This window comes from Streptosporangium sp. NPDC004631 (assembly GCF_053601935.1).
Genome location: NZ_JBSGCR010000022.1, coordinates 39,342 through 64,432 on the forward strand (window position 1 = coordinate 39,342; position 25,091 = coordinate 64,432).

18 protein-coding genes are annotated in these 25,091 nt (G+C 72.9%); 10 read left to right on the forward strand and 8 right to left on the reverse strand.

Annotated features, from left to right (window positions below; genetic code table 11):
• The first annotated feature begins 71 nt into the window (after window positions 1-71).
• Window positions 72-470 (forward strand): cold-shock protein, encoded by a 399-nt coding sequence (locus tag ACWEF2_RS21505; RefSeq protein ID WP_355596836.1) that lies wholly within the window; start codon window positions 72-74, stop codon window positions 468-470.
• A 121-nt stretch (window positions 471-591) separates the two neighbouring features.
• Here ACWEF2_RS21505 and ACWEF2_RS21510 read toward each other — a convergent pair whose 3' ends face one another.
• Window positions 592-2,307, reverse strand: coding sequence for an MFS transporter (locus ACWEF2_RS21510; protein ID WP_453817724.1), 1,716 nt, complete (start codon window positions 2,305-2,307; stop codon window positions 592-594).
• Window positions 2,308-2,613: 306 nt separating this feature from the next.
• On the opposite strand from ACWEF2_RS21510, the gene ACWEF2_RS21515 reads away from it, so the two are divergent.
• Window positions 2,614-3,429 (forward strand): DUF3027 domain-containing protein, encoded by an 816-nt coding sequence (locus ACWEF2_RS21515; RefSeq protein WP_453817726.1) that lies wholly within the window; start codon window positions 2,614-2,616, stop codon window positions 3,427-3,429.
• A 139-nt stretch (window positions 3,430-3,568) separates the two neighbouring features.
• Window positions 3,569-6,802 carry a sacsin N-terminal ATP-binding-like domain-containing protein gene (locus tag ACWEF2_RS21520; protein ID WP_453817728.1) on the forward strand — a complete coding sequence of 1,078 codons (3,234 nt, stop codon included), beginning with the start codon at window positions 3,569-3,571 and terminating at the stop codon, window positions 6,800-6,802.
• 121 nt (window positions 6,803-6,923) lie between these two features.
• On the opposite strand, the gene ACWEF2_RS21525 is transcribed toward ACWEF2_RS21520, so the two are convergent.
• From ACWEF2_RS21525 to ACWEF2_RS21535, 3 genes are all read right to left on the reverse strand, one after another.
• Complete coding sequence (locus ACWEF2_RS21525) at window positions 6,924-7,340, reverse strand: DUF2530 domain-containing protein (RefSeq protein WP_453817730.1); 417 nt, start codon at window positions 7,338-7,340, stop codon at window positions 6,924-6,926.
• 106 nt (window positions 7,341-7,446) lie between these two features.
• Window positions 7,447-10,719 carry an SCO7613 C-terminal domain-containing membrane protein gene (locus ACWEF2_RS21530; RefSeq protein ID WP_453817732.1) on the reverse strand — a complete coding sequence of 1,091 codons (3,273 nt, stop codon included), beginning with the start codon at window positions 10,717-10,719 and terminating at the stop codon, window positions 7,447-7,449.
• A gap of 331 nt (window positions 10,720-11,050) precedes the next feature.
• Entirely contained in the window at window positions 11,051-12,106 is a 1,056-nt protein-coding gene (locus ACWEF2_RS21535; RefSeq protein ID WP_453817734.1) for a hypothetical protein, read from the reverse strand.
• Window positions 12,107-12,334: 228 nt separating this feature from the next.
• Here ACWEF2_RS21535 and ACWEF2_RS21540 point away from each other — a divergent pair, with 228 nt between their 5' ends.
• Window positions 12,335-13,303: an aldo/keto reductase gene (locus ACWEF2_RS21540; protein ID WP_453817736.1), complete on the forward strand. Its 969-nt coding sequence runs from the start codon at window positions 12,335-12,337 to the stop codon at window positions 13,301-13,303.
• Window positions 13,304-13,425: 122 nt separating this feature from the next.
• Here ACWEF2_RS21540 and thpR read toward each other — a convergent pair whose 3' ends face one another.
• Genes thpR through ACWEF2_RS21555 form a run of 3 tightly spaced genes read right to left on the reverse strand, consistent with a single transcriptional unit; the run spans window position 13,426 to window position 16,026 of the window.
• Complete coding sequence (gene thpR / locus ACWEF2_RS21545; RefSeq protein ID WP_453817738.1) at window positions 13,426-13,998, reverse strand: RNA 2',3'-cyclic phosphodiesterase; 573 nt, start codon at window positions 13,996-13,998, stop codon at window positions 13,426-13,428.
• Window positions 13,955-15,661, reverse strand: a complete 1,707-nt coding sequence (locus ACWEF2_RS21550) for an MFS transporter (protein WP_453817740.1) — start codon at window positions 15,659-15,661, stop codon at window positions 13,955-13,957. The genes thpR and ACWEF2_RS21550 overlap by 44 nt, the downstream gene beginning before the upstream one ends.
• The gene (locus ACWEF2_RS21555) at window positions 15,568-16,026 is read right to left on the reverse strand and encodes a MarR family winged helix-turn-helix transcriptional regulator (protein ID WP_453817742.1); all 459 of its coding nucleotides are present in this window, start codon (window positions 16,024-16,026) and stop codon (window positions 15,568-15,570) included. Before ACWEF2_RS21555 ends, ACWEF2_RS21550 begins: the two co-directional genes overlap by 94 nt.
• 421 nt (window positions 16,027-16,447) lie before the next feature.
• Here ACWEF2_RS21555 and lhgO point away from each other — a divergent pair, with 421 nt between their 5' ends.
• From lhgO to ACWEF2_RS21585, 6 genes are all read left to right on the forward strand, one after another.
• Window positions 16,448-17,638 carry an L-2-hydroxyglutarate oxidase gene (gene lhgO / locus ACWEF2_RS21560; protein ID WP_453817744.1) on the forward strand — a complete coding sequence of 397 codons (1,191 nt, stop codon included), beginning with the start codon at window positions 16,448-16,450 and terminating at the stop codon, window positions 17,636-17,638.
• 35 nt (window positions 17,639-17,673) lie between these two features.
• Window positions 17,674-18,381 (forward strand): response regulator transcription factor, encoded by a 708-nt coding sequence (locus ACWEF2_RS21565; protein ID WP_453817746.1) that lies wholly within the window; start codon window positions 17,674-17,676, stop codon window positions 18,379-18,381.
• Window positions 18,381-19,781 (forward strand): sensor histidine kinase, encoded by a 1,401-nt coding sequence (locus tag ACWEF2_RS21570; RefSeq protein WP_453817748.1) that lies wholly within the window; start codon window positions 18,381-18,383, stop codon window positions 19,779-19,781. Before ACWEF2_RS21565 ends, ACWEF2_RS21570 begins: the two co-directional genes overlap by 1 nt.
• Before the next feature lie 144 nt (window positions 19,782-19,925).
• Entirely contained in the window at window positions 19,926-20,642 is a 717-nt protein-coding gene (locus tag ACWEF2_RS21575; protein WP_453817750.1) for a response regulator transcription factor, read from the forward strand.
• A gap of 259 nt (window positions 20,643-20,901) precedes the next feature.
• Window positions 20,902-22,692 (forward strand): ABC transporter, encoded by a 1,791-nt coding sequence (locus ACWEF2_RS21580; protein ID WP_453817752.1) that lies wholly within the window; start codon window positions 20,902-20,904, stop codon window positions 22,690-22,692.
• Window positions 22,689-24,455, forward strand: coding sequence for a GTPase family protein (locus tag ACWEF2_RS21585; RefSeq protein WP_453817754.1), 1,767 nt, complete (start codon window positions 22,689-22,691; stop codon window positions 24,453-24,455). Before ACWEF2_RS21580 ends, ACWEF2_RS21585 begins: the two co-directional genes overlap by 4 nt.
• Before the next feature lie 197 nt (window positions 24,456-24,652).
• Here ACWEF2_RS21585 and ACWEF2_RS21590 read toward each other — a convergent pair whose 3' ends face one another.
• On the reverse strand, window positions 24,653-25,057 hold the full coding sequence (locus ACWEF2_RS21590) for a hypothetical protein (RefSeq protein ID WP_453817756.1): 405 nt from the start codon (window positions 25,055-25,057) through the stop codon (window positions 24,653-24,655).
• Window positions 25,058-25,091: the final 34 nt, after the last annotated feature.

A 25,091-nucleotide genomic window follows, 5' to 3' on the forward strand; every position in this document is an offset into this window, starting at 1 on the left:
TCGCCCTGGGCTCGCGCTGGGCATAACCTACATCCATTCCCTTTCACGACAGTCTGAACGAGGTCACCCCTGTGCCGAGTGGCAAGGTCAAGTGGTACGACGCCGACAAGGGTTTCGGCTTCCTCACCCGCGACGACGGCGGTGAGGTCTTCGTGCATTCTTCCGCGCTGCCCGATGGCGTGGATTCCCTCAAGCCGGGTCAGAAGGTCGAGTTCGGTGTGGCCGAAGGGCGCCGCGGTCAGCAGGCGCTCTCGGTACGCGTGATCGACCAGCCCCCCACGCTCGCCAAGACCGCAAAGCCGAAGGGTAAGCGCAAGAAGCCCGACGAAATGGTGGTGATCGTGGAAGACCTGATCAAGCTCCTGGACACGGTCTCCACCTCCTATCAGAAGGGCAAGCACCCGGAGGCCACGCACGCCAGGAAGATCGCCGCGGTGCTCCGCGCCGTGGCCGACGACCTGGACGACTGACCCGGACGACCATTCGGCCACCCCGGGCGGCCGGTGAACCGGACGCCCGCCCCCGTGGCCGTCCGGGTGGCCGATGGGTGGCCGACCCTCCCCCCTGTTCGCGGCCCGGCCTGTTCGCGGCTCAGCCGTGGGGGTTGGTCAGCGGTTTGGTCCGCTTCTCCGCCGGGGGATCGTCGCGCCGCACGATCGCGGTCGTCGTTCCCCCGGTCTCCGGCCGCCGCCTCTCCCAGGGGGCGGGACGCCGGGTGTCGGAGCCCGCGGGCCGGGCCTCGGGGCTCTTTGATCCGGCGTCCGGAGCCGGAGCGGCGTTTTCGGCCGCCGGCGAGGTGGCCGCGGGTGAGGCGCCGGAGCCATCCGGAACGCCGGAGCCGGAGCGCGGATCGTCCGAGGTCGTGGTCGTGGCGGCCCTGGCGGCCCTGACCCTGGCGTCCCGCGCGCTGATCCGCCTGCGCCGCCGTACCACCAGCCAGCCGAGTGAGCCGCCGAGCAGCACGGCCATCACCGACAGCCCTCCGGTCCCGTCGGTGAACAGGGAGAGCAGCAGCCCGACCAGCCCGCCGACCACCCAGGCGACCTGCAGGAACGCCTCCACCACGCCGAAGGTCGACGAGCGCACCTCCTCGCCGATCTCGCGCTGCACGATCGCGTCCAGCGCCAGCTTGCCCAGCCCCTGGGCGAAGGCGGCCGTCAGCGCGACGGCCACCGCGGTCCACAGGGTGAACACGATCGCCGCCGCCACCGTGGCCACGGTCGCCAGGGCGAGCGTGGCCAGCACGATGACCTGCGGGGAGTGGTTGCGCGTCCAGGAGGCCACCGCCGTGGCGGCCAGCCCCCCGGCTCCGGCGGCGACCGCGAGCACACCGATCGTGACCGCCGGGGCGAGGCCCGGAAGGTTCCCGTCCTGCACCAGGAAGAGCAGGTAGAACAGCAGGAACCCGGAGTAGAGGCGGACGGCCACGTTGGCGCCCGCGCCCTCGGCGACCACCGGGCCCACGTTCAGCAGGGTGCGCCAGCGGTGCGGGCGCTCCTGCCCGTCCCCCTCCCGCTCCTCGAAGTCGGGGGAGTCCACGTGACGCGGGAGCCGTACGGCCAGCACGCCCAGGAGGATGAAGACCGCCACCGCCCCGCGCAGCGCCCACTCGGGGCCGGGCCACGCGCTGACGCCCGCGCCGATCGGGACCGCGACCCCTGCGGCGACCAGCGCGAACAGGGCGACCCTGGCGTTGGCGGTGACCAGAGCGATGTCGGCCGGCAGCACATTCGGCATGATCGCGGCGCGGGAGACGTTGTACGCCTTGGACAGCACCAGAACGGCCAGCGCCGCGGGGAAGATGGTGAACACGTCACCCGGGACGATCGCCGCCGCCATCGCGAAGCAGAGCAGGCCCCGGCCGAACAGGGTGCCCGCCATCACGAAGCGCCTGCCCGAGCGGAACCGGTCGAGGACCGGGCCGACGAACGGCGCGACCACCACGAACGGGATCATCGTGATCAGCAGATAGAGCGCGACCTGGCCCCGGGCCTCGTTGACGGGGAGTTTGAACAGCGTCCCGGCCAGGGCCGCGGTGACCAGCGCGTCGCCCGCGCTCTGCGCCGCGGTCAACTCGATCAGCTGGCCCAGCCCGGTACGGCCCGCCCCCTGGGCGTGGGTCAGCCGCCTGGAGGCGCTGCCGATCCGCCGCGTTCCGTTCGCCGTGCCGCGCCCGGCCCGCACCGTCGCCCGGCCCGCGCCCCTGCCCGCCCGCACGGCCGTCCGGCCCGCGCTCCTGCCCGCCCGCACGGTCGCCCGCCCCGCCCCGACGGCCGAACGGCCGACCAGACGGCAGGCGGCACCCACCGTTTCACGCGTTCGCTCCCACCCACCTGCCACGCATCAAGTCTTACCCGAATGCCGGATGGGATGCCCCGTGCGGTGGGGGCGCGCCCGGTAGCCCCCGTTCCCGGCCGGTGCGGGTACCCTCGGTCCCGAGAGCGTCGCCCCGCAGAGCCGGACCCGCGGGCCGTCCCGGCGGCACGTCGCCGATGAACGGGTATCCGGTGCCGTTCGCTCCGGGCATAGGTGAGAATGAACTGTGAGTCAGCGCAGCGAGCTAGGCAGTAGGCACAGCAGCCGTCCGGTTGCGAAGCCGGCGGAGGAGGACTCGTGAACCGCCCCCGAACCCGCGCCATCGTCCTCGACCCGGCCTGCGCCGCCGCCGTCGACCTGGCCCGTTCTGTGATCCAGGAGAACGTCAGGCCCGACCAGGTGGGTGAGCACCTCGGGGCCGAGGCCGAGGGTGAGCGGATCGTCACCCACTACTTCACCTGCCTCGATCACGCCTACCGGGGCTGGCGCTGGGCCGTCACCGTCGTCCGTGCCTCCCGGGCGCGCAACGTGACGGTCAGCGAGGTCGTGCTCCTGCCCGGCGCGGGCGCGCTGCTGCCCCCCGACTGGGTGCCGTGGAGTGAGCGGCTGCGCCCCGGCGACCTCGGCGTGGGCGACCTGCTGCCCACCCCCGCGGACGACGCCCGGCTCGCGCCCGGCTTCACCGAGACCGACGACGACTTCGACCATCAAATGATCTTCGAGTACGGTCTCGGCCGGGCCAGGGTGCTCTCCCCGATCGGCCGTGACCGCGCCGTGCGGCGCTGGCACGCCGGCGAGTCCGGCCCGCACACCCCGCTTGCGCACGCAGCCCCCGCCCAGTGCTCCACCTGCGGTTTCTACTGGCCGCTCGCCGGCGCGCTGGGCATCGGCTTCGGTGTCTGCACCAACGAGTACGCTCCCGACGACGGCCGGGTGGTCGCCGCCGACCACGGCTGCGGCGCGCACTCCGAGGCCGCCGTGCTGCCGCACCAGGTCGAGCCGACCTCACCGATCCTCGACGACCACGCCTACGACCTCACCGAGGACTCCTCGGAGGCCGACCTGGCCGGCTCCGTGGACGACACCGCCGCCGAGCCGCTGGGCCACTCCTGATCCGACGCCGTCCTCACAGGCCGTTCACCGGCCGCAGGGGCGCCGAGCCGCCGGGCCGCCGAATCGCCCGCGGCCCGGTGATCCGGCGATCCGCGACGCGACGTGACCTGTGGGGCCCCCGACCTTTGGACTCATCGCTGTGACTGCTGACATCTTCGGCACCGACCGACTGCGCTCCGCCGTACTCGCGGCCTGGACGGCATCGCCCGCGCGGTTCCGCGAGGACGCCAACGCGGAGGAGGACTTCGCGCTCGGCGGCTACCGTGACCGGCTGATCGTCGAGCTCGCCCAGAACGCCGCCGACGCCGCGCTCCGGGCCGGGGTGCCCGGCCGGCTCCGGCTGTCGCTGCGCGAGGGGGTGCTGTCGGCCGCCAACACCGGTGCCCCGGTGGACGCCACCGGGATCGAGGGCCTGTCCACGCTGCGCGTCTCCGGCAAACGCGGAGAGTCGGGCGCGGCGGGCCGGTTCGGCGTCGGCTTCGCGGCCGTGGTCTCGGTCTGCGACGAGCCGGTCATCGGCTCGCTCAGGTCGGGTGTCGTCCGCTGGTCCCGCGACCAGACCGCGGCCCTGGTGGCCGCCGAGCCCGCGCTGGCCAAGGAGCTCGCCGAGCGCGGCGGGCACGTGCCGCTGCTGCGCCTGCCGTTCTCCTCGGGGCCGGTGGAGGTGCCGGCGGGGTTCGACACCCTGGTACGGCTGCCGCTGCGCGACAAGGCCGCCGAGGACGCGGTCCGGCGGATGCTCCAGGAGACCAGCCCCGCGCTGCTGCTGGGACTGCCCGCGCTTGAGGCGATCGAGATCGACCTGGGCGGCGAGGTCAGGACGGTCCTGCCCGACGGCTGGCGGGTGGTCTCGGCCTCCGGGGGGTTCACCCCCGAGCAGGTGACCGAGCTGTTCGCCGACCGGCCGACCGAGGAGCGGGCCCGGCCGTACTGGCTGGTCCGCTGGGCCGTACCCGTCGGCGGAGCCGCGTCCGCCGGTGAAGTGGAGGGCGAGCCGCGTCCGCTGCCCGCGCGGGTGCCGCCCGTGGTGCACGCGCCGACGCCGAGCGACGAGCCGCTCGACCTGCCCGCGCTGCTGATCGCCTCCTTCCCCATGGCCACCGACCGGCGGCACGTGGCCATGGGCCCGCTGACCGACTTCCTGGTCGAGCGCGCCGCCGACGCCTACCTCGAACTGCTCGCCGGGCTGCCCCGCACGCCCAGGCTGCTCGACCTCGTCCCCGGCCTGATGGGCAAGGGGGAGCTCGACGCCCAGATCCGCCGGGCGATCCTGCGCAGGCTCCCCGCCACCCCGCTGCTGCCCGCGCTCTCCCCGCCCGCCGCCGACAGGGGCCTGCCCGCCGGCCGTGAGAGCTACCACGAGGGTCCGCCCACCGACGGCTGGTCCATGGACGGCGAGTCCGTCGACGGCCAGAGCCCGCAGGCCGACCGTGAAGGGCGGCCGGTCGGCGACGCGGATCACGGCATGGGCCGGGGGACGGGCCAAGAGGCGGGCCAGGGGAGTGAGCTGGTCGTGGCCGGGCGGCAGGCGTCCGTGGTCGCGGCCCCGGGCGAGCTGCTGGAGAAGATCTCCGACATGGTTCCCGGTCTGCTGCCCGCGGGCTGGCCGTCCCGGCACCCCGCGATCACCTCGCTCGGCGTCAGGCGGGTGGAGCTCGCCGACGTCGTGGACATGCTCTCCGGCGACGCCGTCAAGGACAGGGCACCCGCCTGGTGGCGGTCGCTGTACGAGGTGCTGCCCGCCGACGACCCCGAGGCGCTGGGCGCGCTGCCGGTGCCGCTGGCCGACGGCCGCCTGGTCCGCGGCCCGAGGGGCACGCTGCTGCTGACCGACGGCTCCGCGCTGGACCCGGCCGTGCTGGCCCCGCTCGGGCTGCGCGTCGTCCACCCCGAGGCGGCCCACCCGCTGCTGCTGCGACTGGGCGCGGGCGAGGCGACGCCCAGGACCGTCCTGGAGGACCCGCTGACCCGCGCCGCCGTCGCCGAGTCGCTGGACAGCCCCGACTCCGAGGCGGTGGCCCAGGCGGTGCTCGCCCTGGTGGACGCCGCCGGGCTGGTCGCCGGTGAGGAGCCATGGCTGTCGGACCTGGCTCTGCGCGGCGCCGACGGCGAGCTGTACCCCGCCGGTGAGCTGCTCCTGGCCGAGGGGGCGCTGGCCGGGCTGCTGGGCGAGGAGACGCACTTCGGCACGGCCGCGCCCGGGCTGGTGGACCGGTACGGCTCCCGGGTGCTGGCCGCGGCCGGGGTGCTCGACGGCTTCGCCGTGGTCAACGACACCGACGCCATGATCGACCCCGATGACTGCGACCACGACCTGGACCGCGAGGACGAGTGGCTGGAGGCCGTTCTCGACCTGCTGCCCGAGGTGGACGTGCCGCCGGTCGCCAGGGAGTTCTCCGCCGTCCGTGACCTGGAGTACGTCGCGGACTGGTCCGCGGCCCTCGCCCTGCTCGTCCGCCCGCCGCTCCGCGCTGTGCTGCACCCGCTCCGCGTCCTGGTCGCCGGCGAGGTCGTGGAGGTGCCCTCCTACACCGCGTGGTGGCTCTCCACCCACCCGGTGCTCGGCGGGCGGCGTCCCACCCAGCTGCGGCTTCCGGCCGCCGACCCCCTGCTGTTCGGCCTGTACGGCGACGCTCCCACCGGGCTCGACGAGGCCGCGCTGGCGATGATCGGCGTCCGGACCACGCTGCCCGACCTGCTCGCCTCGCACGGCGGTCCCGACGAGGTCCTTGAACTGCTGGGCGATCCGGCCGTCGAGGTGGACCGGGCCCAGCTCCGCGCCCTGTGGGTGGCCCTCGCCGGGGTCGCCCCCGCCCGCGTCGCCCCGCCCCGGGCGGTGCGTGCCGTCCTCAACGGTGAGATCGTCGTCGTCGACGTCGAGGACGGCCACCTGCTGTCCGGCGTGGCGGAGGGGGGCGGAGGCGGGGCGGGTGAGCCGGTCGTGGTCGAGGCCCCGGACCTGCTTCCGCTGGTCGCGGGCCGGCCGCTGATCCTGGCCCCGTTCGACCTGGCCGAGGCGCTGTCGGAGCTGCTCGACCTGCCGCTGGCCGGGGAGGAGGCAGCCGGTGAGGTGACCTCCACGGGCGCGGTCCGCGAGGTCCCGGCGGCGGTCCGGTCACTGCTGCCGACCGCGCCCGCGACCTATGTGGAGCACGAGAGGCTGCTGGTGGACGGCGTCCCCTCCACCTGGCGGTTTTTCGAGGGCACCGTGCACGCCTCGGGCGTGGAGGGGCTGGCGCGCGGACTCGCGTGGGCCTCGGGACAGTGGGGTGACCGGCTCGCGGTCGCGGCCCTGCTGCGCGACCCGGCCGCGGTCCCGCTGCTGCTCGCCGAGGCCGACCTGGACAGCTGGACCGCGTCGACCGGCACCTGACCACGCGTCCCGGCCGGGCGGTGTGACACCGCCCGGCCGGTCGGAGCGCTCGGCGGGTCAGGCGGCCGTCATCCCACCACCCCGGAGGCACCCGGTCGCCGCGTCGGGGCCGGCCGCCGTGTCAGCGTGCCACGTCACCGTGGCGGGACGGCGGAGGCGTGGAGGAGGCGGGCGGCGTCGCCGTTCCCTGTCCGTCCGATGCCTGCGGGGTGGGAGGCGGGTCCCGCCGGTCGCGGCGGCGGACGAACCACAGGCCGAACAGGCCGCCGCATATGCCCGACACGCAGGTCCAGATCCACCACTGGTGCTCCGGAGCCGGCCGCGCGATCAGAAGCACCACCAGGGCCGCCGCCCACAGACCGGTTCCCACACCGATCGTGACCGAGTCGTTGGTCTTCAACGGCTGGAGATCCGGGAGGCGAGGCTGGTTCACGTGCTCCAGCGTAGGCGACGCGGCCTCGCCGCAGGTGGAACGCCCCCGGTGAAGCCGCGGATCGATCTCCAGGGCGTCGCCACGGGAGATACCGGGCAACGTCAAGTGGTTCACCCCTGAGGCGGACGGCCGCCGTCCTGTCCGCGCCCTGCTCCCGAGCCTGGCGCCTTCACGGTCTGCGGTACCGGGTACGGGCCGGAGCGCGGGATGGTCAGCGCATGCGGAGGACGGCCGCCCGCAGGCGGCGCACGTCCCGTAGCCGCGCCTCGTAGGTCGCGCCGAGCACGACGAGCAGCACCCCTCCGGCGGCCATCGGCACCCAGCGCGGTACGGCCATCACGACCTGCGCGATCCACGGCGCCAGCTCGTGCAGGGCGACGACCGTCAGGGTGAGGCCGCCGAGCAGCGCCGGAGCCTGAAGCCGCAGACGCGCCCCGGCCGACAGTACGGCCAGGCAGACCACGCCGAGCAGCAGCGGCCGTACCCAGCCGGTGCCGACGAGCATCGCGATCGTGCTGGGCAGCAGGCTGGAGGCGAGCCCGGTCCCGTAGGCGGCCCAGGAGGAGACGGCACGGCCACGCGCCCGCCACCAGCCGAACGCCAGCAGGACCAGCGAGAACGGCACCGTGTACGCCTCGACCACGGTGATGTCGGAGGCGAGCAGCCGCAGCCACGAGGCGGTCAGCAGGAGGCCCGTCCCCACGTATCCGGCCCACCGGCGGTCGGGCCGCAGCGCCGTACCCGCCATCAGCACACCGACGGTCGCACATGCCAGGGAGGCCAGGGGCAGGCCGTCTGCGGCGAGAGCCAGGCCCACGACGGCCAGGGTGTACCCGGCCCCCTCCACCCCCACCGCGAACGACGAACGCCGGAACCCGCCGGCCACCGCCGTCGCCGCGCAGGCCACGGCGAGCACGGCGAACGCCGCGTGCCGTACCGGCCACTCCAGGGCGATCCCGGCGGACAGCGCCTCCGCGCCGGCGAGCAGCACCGCCAGGGCGGCCCCACCGGCCCGTACGGCCCGCTCCCGCCCCCGGAAGGCCGTCGCCGCGGCGATCACCGCAACCGACGGGAGCGCGACCAGCGTGGCGGATCGGCTCGCAAGCGCCCAGGAGAGCGCGAGCGAGACCGTCGCCAGTGCCGCCGCGGCACCGAACACCCAGTTCGTACGGCTGCGCGCGGCCATCCACGCCGAAGGTCCGAGAGCCGCGACGAACAGCCCCACCTCCAGCCCGTACGGCAGGCCGACCGAGACCGGCAGTGCCGCCGACACCACCGGCCAGGCCACCAGCCCGGCCCCGAACGCGCCCCTGCGCCCGGCGAGCCGCCAGGAGGCCGTCACCGCCGCGACCGCGACGAGAACCGCGATCACGATGAGGAGCGGATAGCGGGCGTGGGGGGCGGCCGGAGCCGACCACGGGTGGGCGAGCGGGCCGTAGAAGCCGAGGATCCCGGCGAGGGCGTCGTGTATCGGTGGCACCGCGGACGCGGCCAGCACCACACTCAGCACCACCCCGGCCCGCCGCCGAGGATCGGAGACTCCATCCGCCGTCGGCCCGGACCGCCGTTCGGGCTGGGGGGTTTCATCCGGCGCCGTTCCGGCTTGTGGCCGGGATCGGTGGAGGTGGAGAAGCGCGGCCAGTACCGCGCCGACCGCCAGGGCCAGCGACAGCCCGTCGCTCACCGGCTGCCATCCGATCCCGGTGGTCACCGCCCAGATCAGGCCGGTCGCCGAGAGCACCGCCACGACCAGGGCCGTCGCGGCGACCTCCGGCACCCGGGCGGTGAACGTCGCCGCACCCCATGCGACCAGCAGGACGGCGAGCGCCAGGTATGTGCCGGTTCGGTCGGCGGTCGCGGTGGCGGCCGCGACCGAGGCCACCGGCACGGCCGCGACCGTGAGGGCACGCGCCCACCGGGGGTTCCCGGTCAAGGTCAGGCAGGCCACGAGCACGGCTGTCAAGGCGAGAAGGACCGCGAGATTCGCCGGATGGCCCCAGGCGAGGGCGACCGGGGCGACGGCCGTCGCGACCGTACCGGTGACCAGGGCGAACAGTCCCATGGGAGTCGGCCGCCGTCTCACCGGCCCCTGTCCGGCAGGCGCCCGCTCTATGGGGCCCTCTTCCGCGGGCTCCGGCTTCACGGATCCCGGTTCCACGGGTTCCGGCCTCGCCGATCGACGCCACGCCGCCCTCGCCGAGGTGAGCGCCAGCAGCCCCAGCACGATCGGGGTGGAGGGGAGCGGCACGATCCGCCAGTCGCCGGTGAGGACGTAGGGCCCCGCCCACACATCGTCCAACCTGGTGAACGGGGCGAGCAACGTGTTGATCACCGCTGGCGCGGAGGGGACGGCGGTGAGCACGGCCAGGCATCCGGCGGAGACCGCGCCGGAGGAACGGACCCGGGGATCGTTCAGGCCCGGAAGGTACCGGGCGGCGGCCACGGTGATCAGCGCCCCGGCGGTGTACGGCACGACCTGCCAGCCGGGCGGGAGCAGCGGCCAGACGGGCGCGGCCACCCCGGCGACCAGCGTGAACGCCGATCCGGCGGCGAGGAGTTCGAGCCCCGGCGTCCTTAGCCTCGGGGCGACGACCACCCCGAGCCCGGCCGCCGCCACCAGCAGAACCCCCTTGACCAAGGTGACCGCCGGGCCCTCGACCTGGGAGAAATCCCCCAGCCTCAGCGCCGAGTCCAGGACTCCGCAGGCCGCGCCCAGCGCCCACGTCACCCCGAAACAGCCCCTCACCGTCGCCGGAACCCCCGGTGCCGCCCCCCTCTTGGCCCCGGCGCCCAGCATCAGCAGAGCGGCGTCGGCGGCGGCCGTCACCGTGAGGGCGGCGGTGACCCAGGGGGCCGTCTTCCCCAGCGTCAGCAGCGGGAGGGGGAACTGGGCGAGCACGATCGCCACCGGCAGCGGCAGCCGCAACGGCAGCAGCCGCGAGTATCCGGCCATGACGAGCGCGACCAGACCGAAGAGCAGGGCGGCGTAGTCGAGCGGGGAGAGGCCGTCGGCTCCGGCCAGGCCGACCCGGCGGGCCGCGTAGCCGTCCAGGAAAAGCAGGGCGACACCGAACATCGCGATCGTCTCGGCGGTGGCGGTGAGTCCGCGCCTCACCAGGAGCCCGGGCGTGGCGAGGGTGAGCACCGTCACTCCGGCGAGGATCACCGCCCGTCCACCGATACCGATGTGTCCCCAGCTGACCACCGTGAACACCACGGCCGCGACGACCAGCAGCAGGCCGCCGAGGCCCAGCAGGAGGTTCTGCGCGGCCTTGGGGGAGAAGTCCTTACGCGGCGGAGGCTCCGCCGTGTGCCGTGGAGGCGGGGGGGACGGCGGGTTTCCCCGGCCTTCCCCGGCTGCCGGGCTCCGGAGGGCGTCCTGGGCCGAGCGTGCCCGGTCGGCGCGGAGCAGGCCGAGCAGGTGGTCGCGCCGGGTCAGCAGGTCCGCCTCCCTGACCCGCAGATCGGCCAGTGCCCTGTCCACCTGCCACAGCTGGGCCGCCGCCGGTCCGTGGAGCGGCAGCGCGCAGCGCGGGCAACGATCCCGGGTCCTCGTGCCCTGCGGCCCCGTGACAGGCGCGCCGCATTCCGGGCAGCTCACTCCCGGGCGCGGGCGACGCGGCTCCGGCACCGGACTTTGATCGTGCATGGTACGGAGAATGCCGGACGCAGGTTACGAGGCGCTTGCAGCGAGGTACTCAATCCCGGCTGAGTATCCCTCGGCCGGTGACGGCCGACACCGACTCCGCGGTGGGCGGTCGCGGCTCCGGGGCGGCGGAGAACGGCATCGGACGCCACGGCCGCACCGAAGGGGTTTATCGGGTACGGCGGGCGATGAAGGTGATGAGACCGGTGGCTCCGGCCGCTGCCGCCAGCCAGAGAACCACCGCCGAACTCGGCACCCCGGCGTCGGCGTCGTCCTCCCTCGCGTCGGCGGCCAGCGGGGTGCCCCCGCCCTGACCGACGCCGCCGCGCCGGCCGGTGTCGCCCGTCGGTGTGGGGGCGGGCGGCGGAGCCGTCTCCCGCAGGACGCTCTCGGGCAGCGGCACCTGGTAGACCGGGCTGTTCCTCCCCTCGCTGCCGGTCAGCAGCGCCTTGCCGTCGAGGGTGTAGGCGATCGACTCCGCCTGCTCCAGCTGGGGCATCGAGATCCGGGCGATCTGGTCCCCCGGCGCGCGGTAGACCGTGGCGGAGAAGTAGGTACGGATCACGAAACTCGATCCGTCGGGGGCGTAGGCCGCGTCGGTGGCCATGATGGGCGCGGAGCCGACCTTGCGGAGCACGTTGGTTCTGTCGGTGCGCAGCCGCTTCGGGGCCGCGTAGACCGAGCCGGAGAACTCCTTGCTCACGATGTAGAGCCGCCCGGTGCGGGGGTGCACCATGACGCCCTCGGCGTTGTGGCCGCCGTCCTCGTACCGGAACCGGTAGCGGACGGCGGGGAGGACGGCGTCGCGCAGCACGGTGGGCTCTGTCACCTTGTAGACCGAGATATCGGGCCATGCTCCGTCGAAGTTGTCGCCGATGTCGGCGAACCAGAGCACCCCCTGACCGGTCTCGGGGTCCTTGGAGGCCGCCATGCCCTCCCAGTCGCGGGCCGCCGCCCCCCGGAGGGTGAACGTGGCCCGGGTCCGCCCGTCGGCGCCGACCGCGAAGAAGACCGGCCCGGCGGAGCTGTCGTTGTGGGTGTAGTAGACGTTCTTGTGCGTCGGTGAGACGGCCAGGCCGCTCGACTCGTTGATCCGCCTGTCCTTGAGGGTGAAGAGAGGCGACTCCCCGTCCGCCCGCGCCCCCGGGCCGAGTGGAGCCGCCACCCCGAGCAGCGCGGCCACCACAAGCACGCGAATGACGACATACCCCGGTCTACTCACCATCCAGCCATCATGCCCTGCGTGGCGCCGTACCGGCGGAAGCCACCACGGTCGCGGGCCGGGATTGGACTCACCTGCCCGGGAGCGCCCCGGCCGTCGTCGCTCCTCCGCGGACTCGCCCGTCCGCCGGGGGCGGGTCTCCCGGCGTCGTCGGCGGATTCAGGGGCGGGACACGGCCGTGAGGGGAGCGGGACTCGACGGGGGCGCACTCCGGATGCTTAGTGTGTGTTCATGGATTACACGCAGCTTGGCCGTACCGGTCTGAAGGTCAGCCGTCTCTGTCTGGGCACCATGAACTTCGGCCCCGAGACCTCGGAAGAGGACTCCTTCGCGATCATGGACCATGCCCATGAGCTGGGAATCAACTTCTTCGACACCGCCAACGTCTACGGCTGGAAGCGGGGCGAGGGCGTCACCGAGAACATCATCGGACGGTGGTTCGCCAAGGGGGGCGGGCGCCGCGAGAAGACCGTCATCGCCACCAAGCTCTACGGCTCGATGGGAGACTGGCCCAACGAGGACCTGCTGTCGGCGCTCAACATCCGCCGCGCGGCCGATGCCTCGCTGAAGCGTATGCAGACCGACTACATCGATGTCTACCAGGCGCACCACATTGACCGGAACACTCCGTTCGAGGAGTTCTGGGAGGCCATGGACATCCTGAAGCAGCAGGGCAAGATCCTGTATGTCGGGTCGTCGAACTTCGCGGGCTGGCACATCGCCAAGGCCCAGGAGACGGCGGCCCGTCGCAACACCCTCGGCCTGGTCTCGGAGCAGTCGCACTACAACCTGATCGTCAGAGCCCCAGAGCTGGAGGTCATCCCGGCCTGCGAGGACTACGGGCTGGGCCTGATCCCGTGGAGCCCCCTCGCGGGCGGCCTGCTCGGCGGCATCCTTAGGAAGATCGACAAGGGGAGGTCGGCCTCTGAGCAGATCACCAAGGAGCTGGAGAAGCACCGAGGCGAGATCGAGCGGTACGAGGCGTTCTGCGACGAGCTCGGCGAGGAGCCGGCCAACGTCGGCCTGGCCTGGCTGCTCCACCAGAAGGTCGTCACCGCCCCGATCATCGGCCCGCGCACCCTCGACCAGCTCGACGGCACCACCAGGGCCCTGGAGATCAGGTTGGACGAGAAGGCCCTCACCCAGCTCGACGAGATCTTCCCGGGGTTCAGGACGGCCCCCGAGGAGTACGCCTGGTGACAGGTGGGAAAGGTGTGTGGTCACCGCACTAGGAGACGAAGGCGCCGATCACCACAAGAAGCACGAGCAGGGTGAGCACCAGGGGGAGGAGCCAGCGACGGGGACGATCCACGTCCTGGAGCTTAGCTCCGCCCGCCGGGTGCCGAGGCCGACAGGGCGTACTCGGCGATCGGCTCGTAGCGGACCACGGGCCCGAGACGGCTTCTCACCAGGTGTACGGTGCGCGCCTCCCATGCGGTTCCGGCGAACGCCTCGAACGCCTCGACCAGGTCCCGCACGTCGACATCGGTGCGGGACCTGGCCAGGGTCAGGTGCGGCTTGAGCTGCCGCCGGTCCGTCTGTACGGCTCCCGCCCGTCGCGCCCCCGCCCCCAGGGAGCCGGCGAGGCGGATGAGCCGGGGGCGGGGGCCGTACACGCCGGCCCAGAGGACCCGCGCCTGACGGGCGGAGGGGAAGGCGCCGGCCCCCGCGAACGACAGCGTCATCGGCGCCTGGCGCGCCGCGGCACGGGCGAGCCTGGTGTCCAGCTCGGGCAGGATCTCCTCGGGCACCTCTCCCAGGAACGAGAGCGTCACGTGCCAGTTCGCCGGATCCAGCCAGCGGAGAGCGGGCCACGCGGCCCGGTGGGGGCCGAGCGCGCGGGTCAGCTCGTCACGCGCCTGCCAAGGCGGTAGCACCCCCACGAACAGCCGCATGCGACCTCCTGCCGATGGCCTTGGTCAGCATTATCACCGTGCCGACGCCGATCAGGGTGAGCATGCCTCCGACCACGACCCCCGCGCGGGGGCCGCCCAGCTCGGAGACCCAGCCGATCAGCGGCGAGCCGATCGGGGCGCCGCCGGTGAACACCAGCACGTAGATGCCCGTCACCCGGCCACGCATCTCCGGCGAGGCGGTGAGCTGCACGCTGGTGTTGGCCGCCGTGTTGACCGAGATCAGCGCGATCCCGGCGGGAACGAGGAGGAGCAGGTAGACCGGGTACCAGGGGGCCAGCCCCGTGGCGATCTGGAACAGGCCGAACGATATCGCGCCGCCGATCAGCAGTTTCCGGCTGGGCCGTACCCGCCGGGCCGCCATCAGCGCGCCGCCCAGCGCGCCCACCGCGAACATGCTGGAGGCCAGGCCGAAGGACGACGCGCCGGCGCCGAAGGTCCCCCGGGCCATCAGCGCGATGGACATCGAGAACGACTGCGCCCAGAGTGACACGGAGGCGACCAGCAGGATGGGCATCAGCAGGTCCGGCTGGTGCAGCACGTAGCGCAACCCCTCGCGGAGCTGTCCCTTGGCCCTGGGCACCAGATCGGGGGTGGTCAGCTCCGAGGTGCGCATGAGCGCCAGACCGCCGAGCACGGCGAGGAACGACAGCGAGTTGACCAGGAAGATCGGTCCCGTGCCGCCGAGCGCGAAGATCAGCACACCCGCGAGGGCCGGGCCGACCACGCGGGCCAGGTTGAAGCTGGAGGAGTTCAGCGCGATGGCGTTGGACAGATCCCGCCGTCCGACCATCTCGACCACGAACGCCTGCCGGGTCGGTATCTCGACGCAGAGGATGAGGCCGAGGGTGAAGGCCATCACGTAGACGTGCCAGACCTGCGCGTGACCGGTCAGGGTGAGCACGCCCATGGTGAGCGCGAGCACGCCCATCAGGCACTGGGAGACGATCAGCAGCGGCCGCTTGGCGTAGCGGTCGGCGAGCATGCCGCCCCAGAGCCCGAACAGCAGCTGCGGCAGGAACTGCAGCGCGGTCGTCACGCCCAGCGCGGTGGCGCTGCCGTGCGTCAGCTCCAGCACCAGCCAGTCCTGCGCGGTGCGCTGCATCCACCCGCCGACGTTGGAGACCACCCCGCCGAGCGCGAACATCCGGTAGTTGCGGATGCGCAGCGAGCGGAACATGCCGCCCCGCGCCTCCGGCGTCGCCCGCGCGGTCGCGGTCGCGGTGTCCTCGGTCTCGGGGGTGTCGCCTGTCTTGAGGGTGTCGTCGGTCTTGAGAGCGTTCTCGGTCTTGAGGGTGTCGCCGGTCTCGGGGGCGTCGCCGGTCCTGAGAGTTTCCCCGGTCCCGGCGGTGTTCCCGGTGTTCCCGGTGTCGGAGGTACCTCCGACACCCCTGGTGCCCTTGTCCCCCGTGTCGTTCTGGGGGGCACGTTCCTCGACGCCCGCCGGGGAGAGGTCTCCCCCGTGGTCCTTCTCCTCGTCTCGCTCGGCGTCGGAAACGTGCGCCTCGGCGTCCAGTGGGGGCGCCGAGGCCCTGGGTTCCTCGGGCTCGGCTAGTTCCGGCTGAGCTTCTCCAGGATCGGAGCCGCCTGCCGGAGCACCGCCCTCTCCTCGGGAGACAGTTCCCTCAGCCGCTGCGCCAGCCACGCCTCCTTGCGGCGGCGCTCCTCCTTCAGCAGCAGTGCGCCCTGCTCGGTCACGCTCACGGTCACCTGACGCCGGTCGGACGGGTGCGGGCTGCGGGACACCAGCCCCCGCTCTTCCAGGGAGGTGATCACGCGCGTCATCGAAGGTGGTTGTACCTTCTCGTGTTCGGCCAACTCGCCGGGGGTTATCCCGGAATGCCGTTCCACCGCGACGAGCGTCGCGACCTGGGTGGGGGTCAGTGAGTGCCCCGCGGCCTGCCTGCGCAGGCGTCTGTTCAGCCGTGCCAGTGACACGCGCAGTGCCGAAGCCAGACCGGCGTCGCTGCGCAGGTTCGCGACGAGGTCCTTCCTGGGTGGGTGGTTCATTAGCATATGTCATTACCTTTGCTAACTATATACCTACGCATGTGATTCCCTCCGGGCGGGCTTTTTTGGGCGCGGGCCGTACAGCGTGCCAGACGCCGGGGGGATCCCCAACCCGGCGACGGGGCCACGACCTGATGGTCCGGCCACTCCGGTCGCTCCGACCACTCCGGCCACTCCGGTGGTTCGGCCGAACCTTGCGATCTGGGCGAGGCGGCAGTGGTCGTATGACTACGATCACCAATATGGCCGGATATGAACCTCCCCTGCCGGGGAGGGGTGCCACCGGTTTTCGAGCAGGTCCGCTCCGCTGACCGGGGCGTCCTGTTCCGTCGGCTCCCGCGCGGTTGCCCGGCGTGGCTATGGTCGGCATGGCGAAGGTCGGTGTTGCGATGGTCGGTGTTGTGATCGAGAGGGCGGCGCGGTGAACGTCGGGGTCGTCGGTGCGGGGATCGTCGGCCTGGCCGTCGCCAGGGAGGTGGCACGGACCCGTGGGGCCAGGGTGACCGTCCTCGACAAGGAGGACCGCGTCGGAGCCCACCAGACCGGGCACAACAGCGGGGTCGTCCACGCGGGGATCTACTACCAGCCGGGCTCGCTCAAGGCGGGGCTCTGCCGGGAGGGCGTGGCCCTGCTCAGACAGTACTGCGCCGAGCACCGCATCCCCTACGAGGAGGTCGGCAAGCTCGTCGTGGCCTCCACCTCGGCCGAGAGGGCGGGGCTGCGGAGGATCGCCGAGCGCGCCCGCGCCAACGGCGTCCCCGGCATCGCGGAGCTGGACGCCCTGGCGCTGCGCGAGATCGAGCCGCACGCCGTCGGGGTGGCGGCCGTGCACTCCCCGCACACCGCGATCGCCGACTTTCCCGCCGTCGCCCGCCGGCTGGCCGAGGACGTGGCCGCCTCCGGCGGGTCGGTCCTGCTGTCGCACCCCGTCCGCGCGCTGCGGGAGACCGCGAGCGGGGTGGACGTGCTGGCGGGACGGCGAAAGCTCAGCTTCGACCGGCTCATCGTCTGCGCCGGGCTCGGCACCGACACCGTCGCCCGGATGGCCGGGGCCGCGGGCGACGTGCGGATCGTTCCCTTCCGCGGGGAGTACTACGCGCTGGCCGGTGCGGCGAGAGATCTGGTCCGCGGCCTGATCTACCCGGTGCCCGACCCTCGCTACCCGTTCCTCGGGGTGCACCTGACCCGCAGGATCGACGGTGAGGTGCTGGTCGGTCCCAACGCGGTCATGGCCCTGGCGCTGGAGGGTTACTCCTGGGGCGACGTCGACCTCGGCGATCTGCGCCGGATCCTGGCCTGGGAGGGCACCCGGCGGCTCGCCGCCCGGCACTGGCGGACCGGGGTGCGGGAGGTGCTCGGCTCGCTGGCCAAGAGGTCCTTCCTGACGGCCGCGCGCCGTTACGTTCCCGCGCTCACCGGGGCCGATCTGGTCAGGACGGCGGGCGGGGTCCGCGCCCAGGCCGTGGCCAGGGACGGCGGCATGCTGGATGACTTCGCGATCGATGTGCATGGCCGAGTGGTTCTGCTGAGGAACGCCCCCTCCCCTGCGGCGACGTCCAGTTTGGCGATTGCCCGGCATATCGTGGGGTTAACCTCAGTGTTGGCCAGTTAACTCCTTTTTCATCTGGGCGGGTGAAGATAAATCCTGTGACCGACTCCCCGGAAGCCCGCCTCCTGATCGTCGAGGACGAACCCAACATCCTCGAACTGCTGGCCGCGAGCCTGCGATTCGCCGGATTCGGGGTGAACACGGCAGGCAGTGGAACAGAGGCCGTCGCGGCCGTCCAGCGCCACCGCCCCGACCTCATCGTGCTCGACGTGATGCTCCCGGACATGGACGGTTTCGACGTGGTGCGACGCCTGCGGGGTGGCGGCACCGACACGCCCGTGGTCTTCCTCACCGCCCGTGACGCGGTGGAGGACAAGATCCGGGGGCTGACGGTCGGCGGGGACGACTACGTGACCAAGCCGTTCAGCCTGGAGGAGGTCGTGGCCCGGATCCGGGCCGTGCTCCGCCGTACCGGCCAGGGAGACCTGTTCGCCAGGCCGCCCCGGCTCACCTTCGCCGACATAGAGCTCGACGAGGAGAGCCACGAGGTGTGGCGTGAGGGGAGGTCCGTGGCGCTGTCGCCGACGGAGTTCAAGCTCCTGCGCTACTTCATGGCGAACGCCGGGCGGGTGCTGTCCAAGACCCAGATTCTTGATCACGTATGGGACTACGACTTCCGGGGCGACGCCGGAATCGTGGAGTCCTACGTCTCCGTGCTCCGCCGGAAGATCGACAACACCGACCCCCGGCTGATCCACACCCTGCGCGGCGTCGGTTACGTGCTGCGCCTTCCACCGGGGCCATGATGGCCGGCAGGCCGTCGCTGCGGATAAAACTGATCGCCGTCATCCTGGTCCTGCTGACCATCGCCCTCGCCCTCATCGGCGTCGGCAGCGTATCGATCATGCACGGCTACCTGATCGACCGGGTGGACGGCCAGATCGAGCTGACCACCCAGGCCTCGATGCGCCGCCTGCACCGCGGCAACGCCGCGTTGATCGGCAAACCGATGCCGTCCGACGCCAGGGTGGAGCTCCGCGACGCGGCCGGCACCATCATCATCCTGCTTAACGGCACCGACGTCGAGGGCAAGCCCGGCCCGCAGGTGCCGCAGGGCCGGGAGGTCGGCCCGTTCGAGAGCGGTGATTGGCGGGTCCACCGCGTCTTCCTGAACGACGGCGGCAGCCTCGTCCTGGCCGTGGACATGACCGAGGTCCGGCAGATCGTCGGCCAGCTCGCGCTGATCGAGCTGCTCGGCGGAGGCGGTCTCGTGCTGGTGCTGGCCGGGGTGGGTGTGGTCGTCATCAGGCGGAGCATGCGCCCGCTGGAGGAGATCGAACGCACCGCCCAGGCCATCGCCGCCGGAGACCTGAGCCGCCGCGTCCCCGACTCCGACCCGGCCACCGAGGTCGGCCGCCTCGGCCGGTCGCTGAACGGCATGCTCGCCCAGATCGAGACCGCCTTCCAGGCCAGGTCGGAGTCGGAGACCTCGGCCCGCAGGTCTGAGGAGCGCATGCGCAGGTTCGTCGCCGACGCCTCCCACGAGCTCCGTACCCCGCTGACCTCCATCCGGGGCTTCGCCGAGTTCTGCCGGCAGGCGCCCGACGTCGATCCCGCGCCGCTGATGCGGCGGGTGGAGGCCGAGGCCGTCCGGATGGGGCTGCTGGTGGACGACCTGCTGATGCTCGCCCGGCTGGACCAGCAGCGGCCGATGGCCATGCGCCCGGTGGACCTGCTGGCCATCGCCGCCGACGCCGTCCACGACGCCCGCATCCTCGCCCCCGCCCGTGACGTCGCGCTCTCGGTGGACGGCGCCGCCCTCATCGTCTGCGGCGACGAGGTACGGCTCCGCCAGGTCGTGGGCAACCTGATGACCAACGCGCTCACCCACACCCCGGACGGCACGCCCGTGCGGGTGGCGCTCTCGGCCCAGGGCGGCATGGCCGTCGTGGAGGTGGCCGACGAGGGGCCGGGGCTCAGCGCCGAGCAGTGCGAGCGCGTCTTCGAGCGGTTCTACCGCGTCGACTCCTCCCGGGGGCGCCGGGCGCCGGAGAGCGGCGGCAGCGGTCTCGGCCTGGCCATCGTGGCGGCCATGGTCAAGGCCCACGGCGGCACCGTGGGGGTGGAGTCCCAGCCGGACAAGGGCTCGACGTTCCGCGTCGTACTTCCCCTCACCCTCGAATCCGCCGGAACCCCACTGATCTGATCAGGCACGGCACCACCAACGGCTACGAGGCCGGCGACTGGAACGCCCCGCGCCGCGACCTGTTCGGCGAGGGCGGCGCCGGAGGTCGGCGTTGACAGAGTTTTCAGGAAACGTTCAGCCGGAGCTGAGCTGTGTTCCAGCGAGGTGAGCAAGCCTCGTGTTGTGCTGGACAGAGCCGAGGCCAGATTGCTGGTCGTGGATGACGAACCGAACATCCGCGAGCTGCTCTCGGCCAGCCTGCGCAGGTCCGGGTTCGAGGTGGTGACCGCGGTGGACGGCCGCGAGGCCGTGCACTTCGCCGAGCGGGTCCGCCCGGACCTCGTCGTGCTGGACGTGATGCTGCCCGACATGGATGGGTTCACCGTGGCCGGGCGTCTGCGGGCGATGGGCGCGCAGATGCCGGTGGTCTTCCTGACCGCGCGGGACGCGACCGATGACAAGGTCGCCGGTCTGCGGGTGGCCGACGACTACGTGACCAAGCCGTTCAGCCTGGAGGAGGTCCTCGCCCGGATCCGGGCCGTGCTCCGCCGTACCAGGGGGGATCTCGACCTGCCCAGCCGGCTGCGGGTCGGCGACCTGGAGCTGGACGAGGAGGCGCACCAGGTGTGGCGCTCCGGCGAGTCGATACGGCTGTCGCCCACCGAGTTCAAGCTGCTGCACTACTTCATGGTCAACAACGGCCGGGTGCTGTCGAAGGCGCAGATCCTGGAGCACGTCTGGAACTACGACTTCGGTGGTGACGCCGGGGTCGTCGAGTCCTATGTCTCCTACCTCCGCCGTAAGGTCGACATGACGGGGCCGAGGCTCATCCACACCCTGCGCGGGGTGGGATATGTCCTACGAGCTCCACATAATGGTTGAATTTTCAGCTTACTTTCAGCTTGGCCTGATCTGACACTGAGCTTCGAATGTTCCAATGGACGGTGTTCGACCCCCGACCACCCCGTGATCATGTGACGGGTTCGGGTCCGTCTCCAGCTGCGGGGGAGACGGGCCGCTACGGCCTCCACGTGAGACCGGGGGAAGGCCCCATCGCTCAAGTGGGTTCGCCCCCGTAACCCGGTCGAGCGGTGGGGCAAAAACACGTCTAGGAGCCTCTTTCACGGGAAGGATCGCTCCTGTGAACCGGAGCGAGGGTCTGAGCGAGGGTCTGCTTGAGGCGCTACGCGAGCTGCGCCGTCACCTCGACCGCGACCTGTTCCCGCTGGCGACCGGCGACGCCGAGACCGACCGCCGGGCGCTGCGCGAGCTGACCGGCCAGCTCGACGACTACCTGATCCCCCGGCTGAGCTCGATCGACGCCCCGTTGCTCGCCGTCGTCGGCGGTTCCACCGGAGCGGGCAAGTCGACCCTGGTGAACTCCGTCGTCGGCGCCGACGTCTCCGAACCCGGCGTGCTGCGGCCCACCACACTGGCCCCCACCCTGGTCACCAGCCCCGCCGACGAGGCGTGGTTCACCGCCCAGCACGTCCTGCCGGGACTTCCCCGCGTCACCGGGGGAGCCGGTGACCACCCGGGCACGCTCCGGGTGGTCACCGTCCCGTCCCTCCCGCCCGGCCTGGCCCTGCTCGACGCGCCGGACATCGACTCGGTCGTCACCGCCAACCGCGAACTGGCCGCCCAGCTCCTCGCCGCCGCCGACCTGTGGCTCTTCACCACCACCGCGGCCCGCTACGCCGACGAGGTGCCGTGGGGCTTCCTGCGCTCGGCCAGGGAGCGGAGTACGGCGCTGGCCGTCATCCTGTCGCGGGTCCCCCCGGAGGCGCTCGGCGTGGTCAAGAGGGATCTGAGCCGCCTGCTGGAGGCCAACGGGCTGGGCGGGACACTCCTGTTCGAGCTGCCGGAGCTGGTGCTACCCGAGGAGAACGCCCGGCTGCCGCGCCCGGCCGTCCAGCCCGTCGTCGACTGGCTGACCGGCATCGCGGCCGACTCGCGGGCCCGCGCCGAGGTGGTGCGCCAGACCCTGTCCGGTGCCCTGGAGAGCCTCGCCGTCCGTGTCCCCGCGCTCGCCGACGCCGTGGACCGCCAGCACGGCGCGGCCGACGAGCTCCGCGCGATGGCGGGCGCCGCCTACGCCGGGGGGCTCGCCTCCTTCGACGAGGGCATGCTGGACGGCTCGCTGCTCCGGGGCGAGGTGCTGGCCCGCTGGCAGGACTTCATCGGCACCGGTGACCTGATGCGCTCCCTGGAGAACCGGGTGAGCCGGTTCAGAGACCGGGTGGTGGCGATGTTCACCGGGCGGCCCGCCCCCGAGAGCGAGCTGCGCGTCGCGCTGGAGAGCGGGGTGGAGTCGCTGATCAGAGCCTCGGCCGACGGCGCAGCCGAGCGGACGCTGGAGTCGTGGTCGTCGCACCCGTCGGGGCGCGCCCTGCTGGAGGAGGCCGGGGTCGCGGCGGCCGGGCGTCTCGGCCGGGCCTCGGCCGACCTGCAGGGGAGGGCGCGGACGGCGGTCAGGGGCTGGCAGGGATACGTGCTCGACCTGGTCAGCCAGGAGGGCGCCGACAAGCGGACCACGGCCCGGGTCACCTCCTACGGGGTGAACGGCGCCGGACTGCTGCTGATGCTCGCGGTGTTCGCCTCCACCGGCGGCCTGACCGGGATCGAGATCGGCATCGCCGGCGGCACCAGCGTGCTGAGCCAGAAACTCCTGGAGGCGGTCTTCGGCGACCAGGCCGTCCGTACCCTCACCGTCAAGGCCCGCGCCGACCTGCGGGCCCGCGTCGCGGCCCTCCTGGGGGCCGAGGCCACCCGGTTCACGGCCCTCCTCGACGCCGTCGAACCCCCCGAGGACACCGCCCTCGCCCTCCGCGCCGCCGCGCGGGCCGTACGGGAGCACCGCGGAGAGCTGCCCGCCCCCGGCCGCCGGGACGCCCTGTCTCATACGGCCGACCGAGAGGCGGGCGAGGCGTGAAGCTGCTGCGGCGCAAGGGCGCGGTCTCCCTGGACGACCGGCTGGAGGGGCTGGCCGAGGCCGCCGACCTGGCCGACGGGCGGCTGGCCGCCGACGCGGTCGCCGAGGCGCGTTCGGTGGTCTCCCGCGCCGGGGTACGGCGGAGCCTGTCGGTCGGCCACACCGTGGTCGCGCTGGCCGGGGCCACGGGGAGCGGCAAGTCCTCCCTGTTCAACCTGCTCTCCGGCACCGCGCTCGCCACGGTCGGGGTCACCCGCCCGACCACCTCGACCGCGCAGGCCGCGCTCTGGGACGGTGAGGGCGCCGGGCCGCTGCTCGACTGGCTGGGGATCCCCCGCCGCCACGAGGTGTCGCCTCCCGGCGCGTCCGCCGTACAGGCGTGGGCCGGGCGGGAGGGCGCCGCTCCGCGCGCCCCCGTGAGCGGCGACGTGGCCGGGCCGGGGGTGGCGGCCGGTGGGGGAGGCTGGGCGGACGGGGATCCGGCCGGGTTGATCCTGCTGGACCTGCCCGACCACGACTCGATCCGGCTCGCGCACCGGCTGGAGGTGGACCGGCTGGTCGAGCTGGTCGATCTGCTGGTCTGGGTGCTCGACCCGCAGAAGTACGCCGACGCGGCGGTGCACGAGCGGTATCTCCGGCCGCTGGCCCGGCACCGGGGTGTGACGGTCGTCGTGCTCAACCAGATCGACCGCCTCTCACCGGCCGCCGCCGAGCGGTGCCTGAAGGATCTGCGGAGGCTCCTGGACGAGGACGGCCTGACCGGGGTGCCGCTGGTCGGCGTCTCGGCGCGCACCGGGACGGGGGTCGCCGAGCTGCGCGCCGTGCTCGCCCTGCGGGCCGCGGGCCGGAGGTCGTGGGCCGCCCGGCTGGCCGCCGACGCCGGTACGGCCGCCGCCACGCTCGGCAGGGCGTCCGGCCTCCCCGACCGGCCGGAGCCCCCGGCCCCGTCGAGCCCCCGCGCCGTCGGCGTGGACGGCCTCGCCCGGCCGCTGACCACCGCGCTCTCGGAGGCCGCGGGGGTGCCCCTCGTCGTCGAGGCGGTGGCCAAGGCCCACCGGCACCGCTCGGTCGCCGCCACCGGCTGGCCGCCCACCCGGTGGATCCGCCGGTTCCGGCCCGACCCGCTCCGCCGTCTCCGCCTGGGCACCTCCGCGATCCGCGACTCCGGGGAGCCGGTGGGACGGACCTCGATCCCCGCCACGACCGTCGTGCAACGTTCCCGGATGGACACCGCCATCCGGGAGGTCGCCGGAGCCGCCTCGGCTGGACTTCCCGAGCCGTGGGCGGCGGCCGTACGGCAGGCGGCCCGCTCGCGCGGGGACGAGCTGGAGGACGGTCTGGACCGTGCCGTGGCCACCACCCCGCTCGGCGCGTCCGGCCGCCCCGCCTGGTGGTGGCCGGCCGGGGCGGCACAGTGGCTGATGTTCGCGGCCGTGTCGGCCGGCGGACTCTGGCTGCTGGGCCTGCTCGCCCTGGACTACCTCCGGCTTCCCCCGCCCTACCTGCCGACGGCGGGTGAACTGCCCTGGCCCACCCTCCTGCTGGCCGGTGGTGTCCTCGGAGGGCTGGTGATCGCACTGCTCTCCCGGGTGGCCGCCTGGCTCGGCGGGCGCCGCCGGGCGGGCAGGGCGGCCAGGGCGCTGCGCGCGAGTGTGGACCAGGTCGGCCGTGATCTCGTGCTGACCCCGGTGGATGAGGAGTTGTCCCGCTATCGCCGGTTCGTCGAGGTAATCAGAGTGGCCGGCAACGGCGACGGCCTCTGACACGTTCCAGGGGGACGGGCCCGTACGGCTGACGCCTTCCATCGGACCGGCCCGTACGGCTGACACGTTCCACGGAGCAGGTGGACCGGGCCCGTGGGACTGCCACGTTCCACGAGGTCGGCGGATCGGGCCCGTACGGTTTCCTGGTCGCCGATCGTGCACGCCGCCCACCCGGGGTCACGGGCGTGCCGCCTCGATCACCCCGCGTCGCCCATCCTGGACAGCGTCGCGAGGATCACCTCCACGACCGCCTGGGGCTGGTCGGCGTTGACGGTCCGGCGCTCGACGCCGAACGTCGGGTGGGAGATCAGATAGTGGCTGGACTGCCTGTCCATGGAGATCACGGCGCTCTTCCGTCCCGCGCCGCTGTAGACGACCAGCTCGGGGAGGTACTGTCGGCGCTCTCCCAGCAGGAACGGCCTGCCGTCGCCGAACAGTTTCAGGCCGATCCGGTGATGGCATCGGGCGCGGACTCCCCGCGCCTTCAGCAGTCGCTGCACAACGGCCAGGGCCCTGTCGTGCTGTTCAGCGGTGAGTTCGGTTACCCCTTCGTCCTCCTGGACCTCTGTGTGGGGTGGCGTTGCTGTCTGTCCAAAAGCCATAAATCAGACGGTAGAAGCAAGGTAGACCTGGGGA

Coding starts and splice junctions, on each gene's coding strand:
- ACWEF2_RS21555 (WP_453817742.1), bottom strand. CDS start 16,026: ATGAACCACCCACCCAGGAAGGACCTCGTCGCGAACCTGCGCAGCGAC.
- ACWEF2_RS21590 (WP_453817756.1), bottom strand. CDS start 25,057: ATGGCTTTTGGACAGACAGCAACGCCACCCCACACAGAGGTCCAGGAG.
- ACWEF2_RS21540 (WP_453817736.1), top strand. CDS start 12,335: ATGGATTACACGCAGCTTGGCCGTACCGGTCTGAAGGTCAGCCGTCTC.
- ACWEF2_RS21535 (WP_453817734.1), bottom strand. CDS start 12,106: ATGGTGAGTAGACCGGGGTATGTCGTCATTCGCGTGCTTGTGGTGGCC.
- thpR (WP_453817738.1), bottom strand. CDS start 13,998: ATGCGGCTGTTCGTGGGGGTGCTACCGCCTTGGCAGGCGCGTGACGAG.
- ACWEF2_RS21570 (WP_453817748.1), top strand. CDS start 18,381: ATGGCCGGCAGGCCGTCGCTGCGGATAAAACTGATCGCCGTCATCCTG.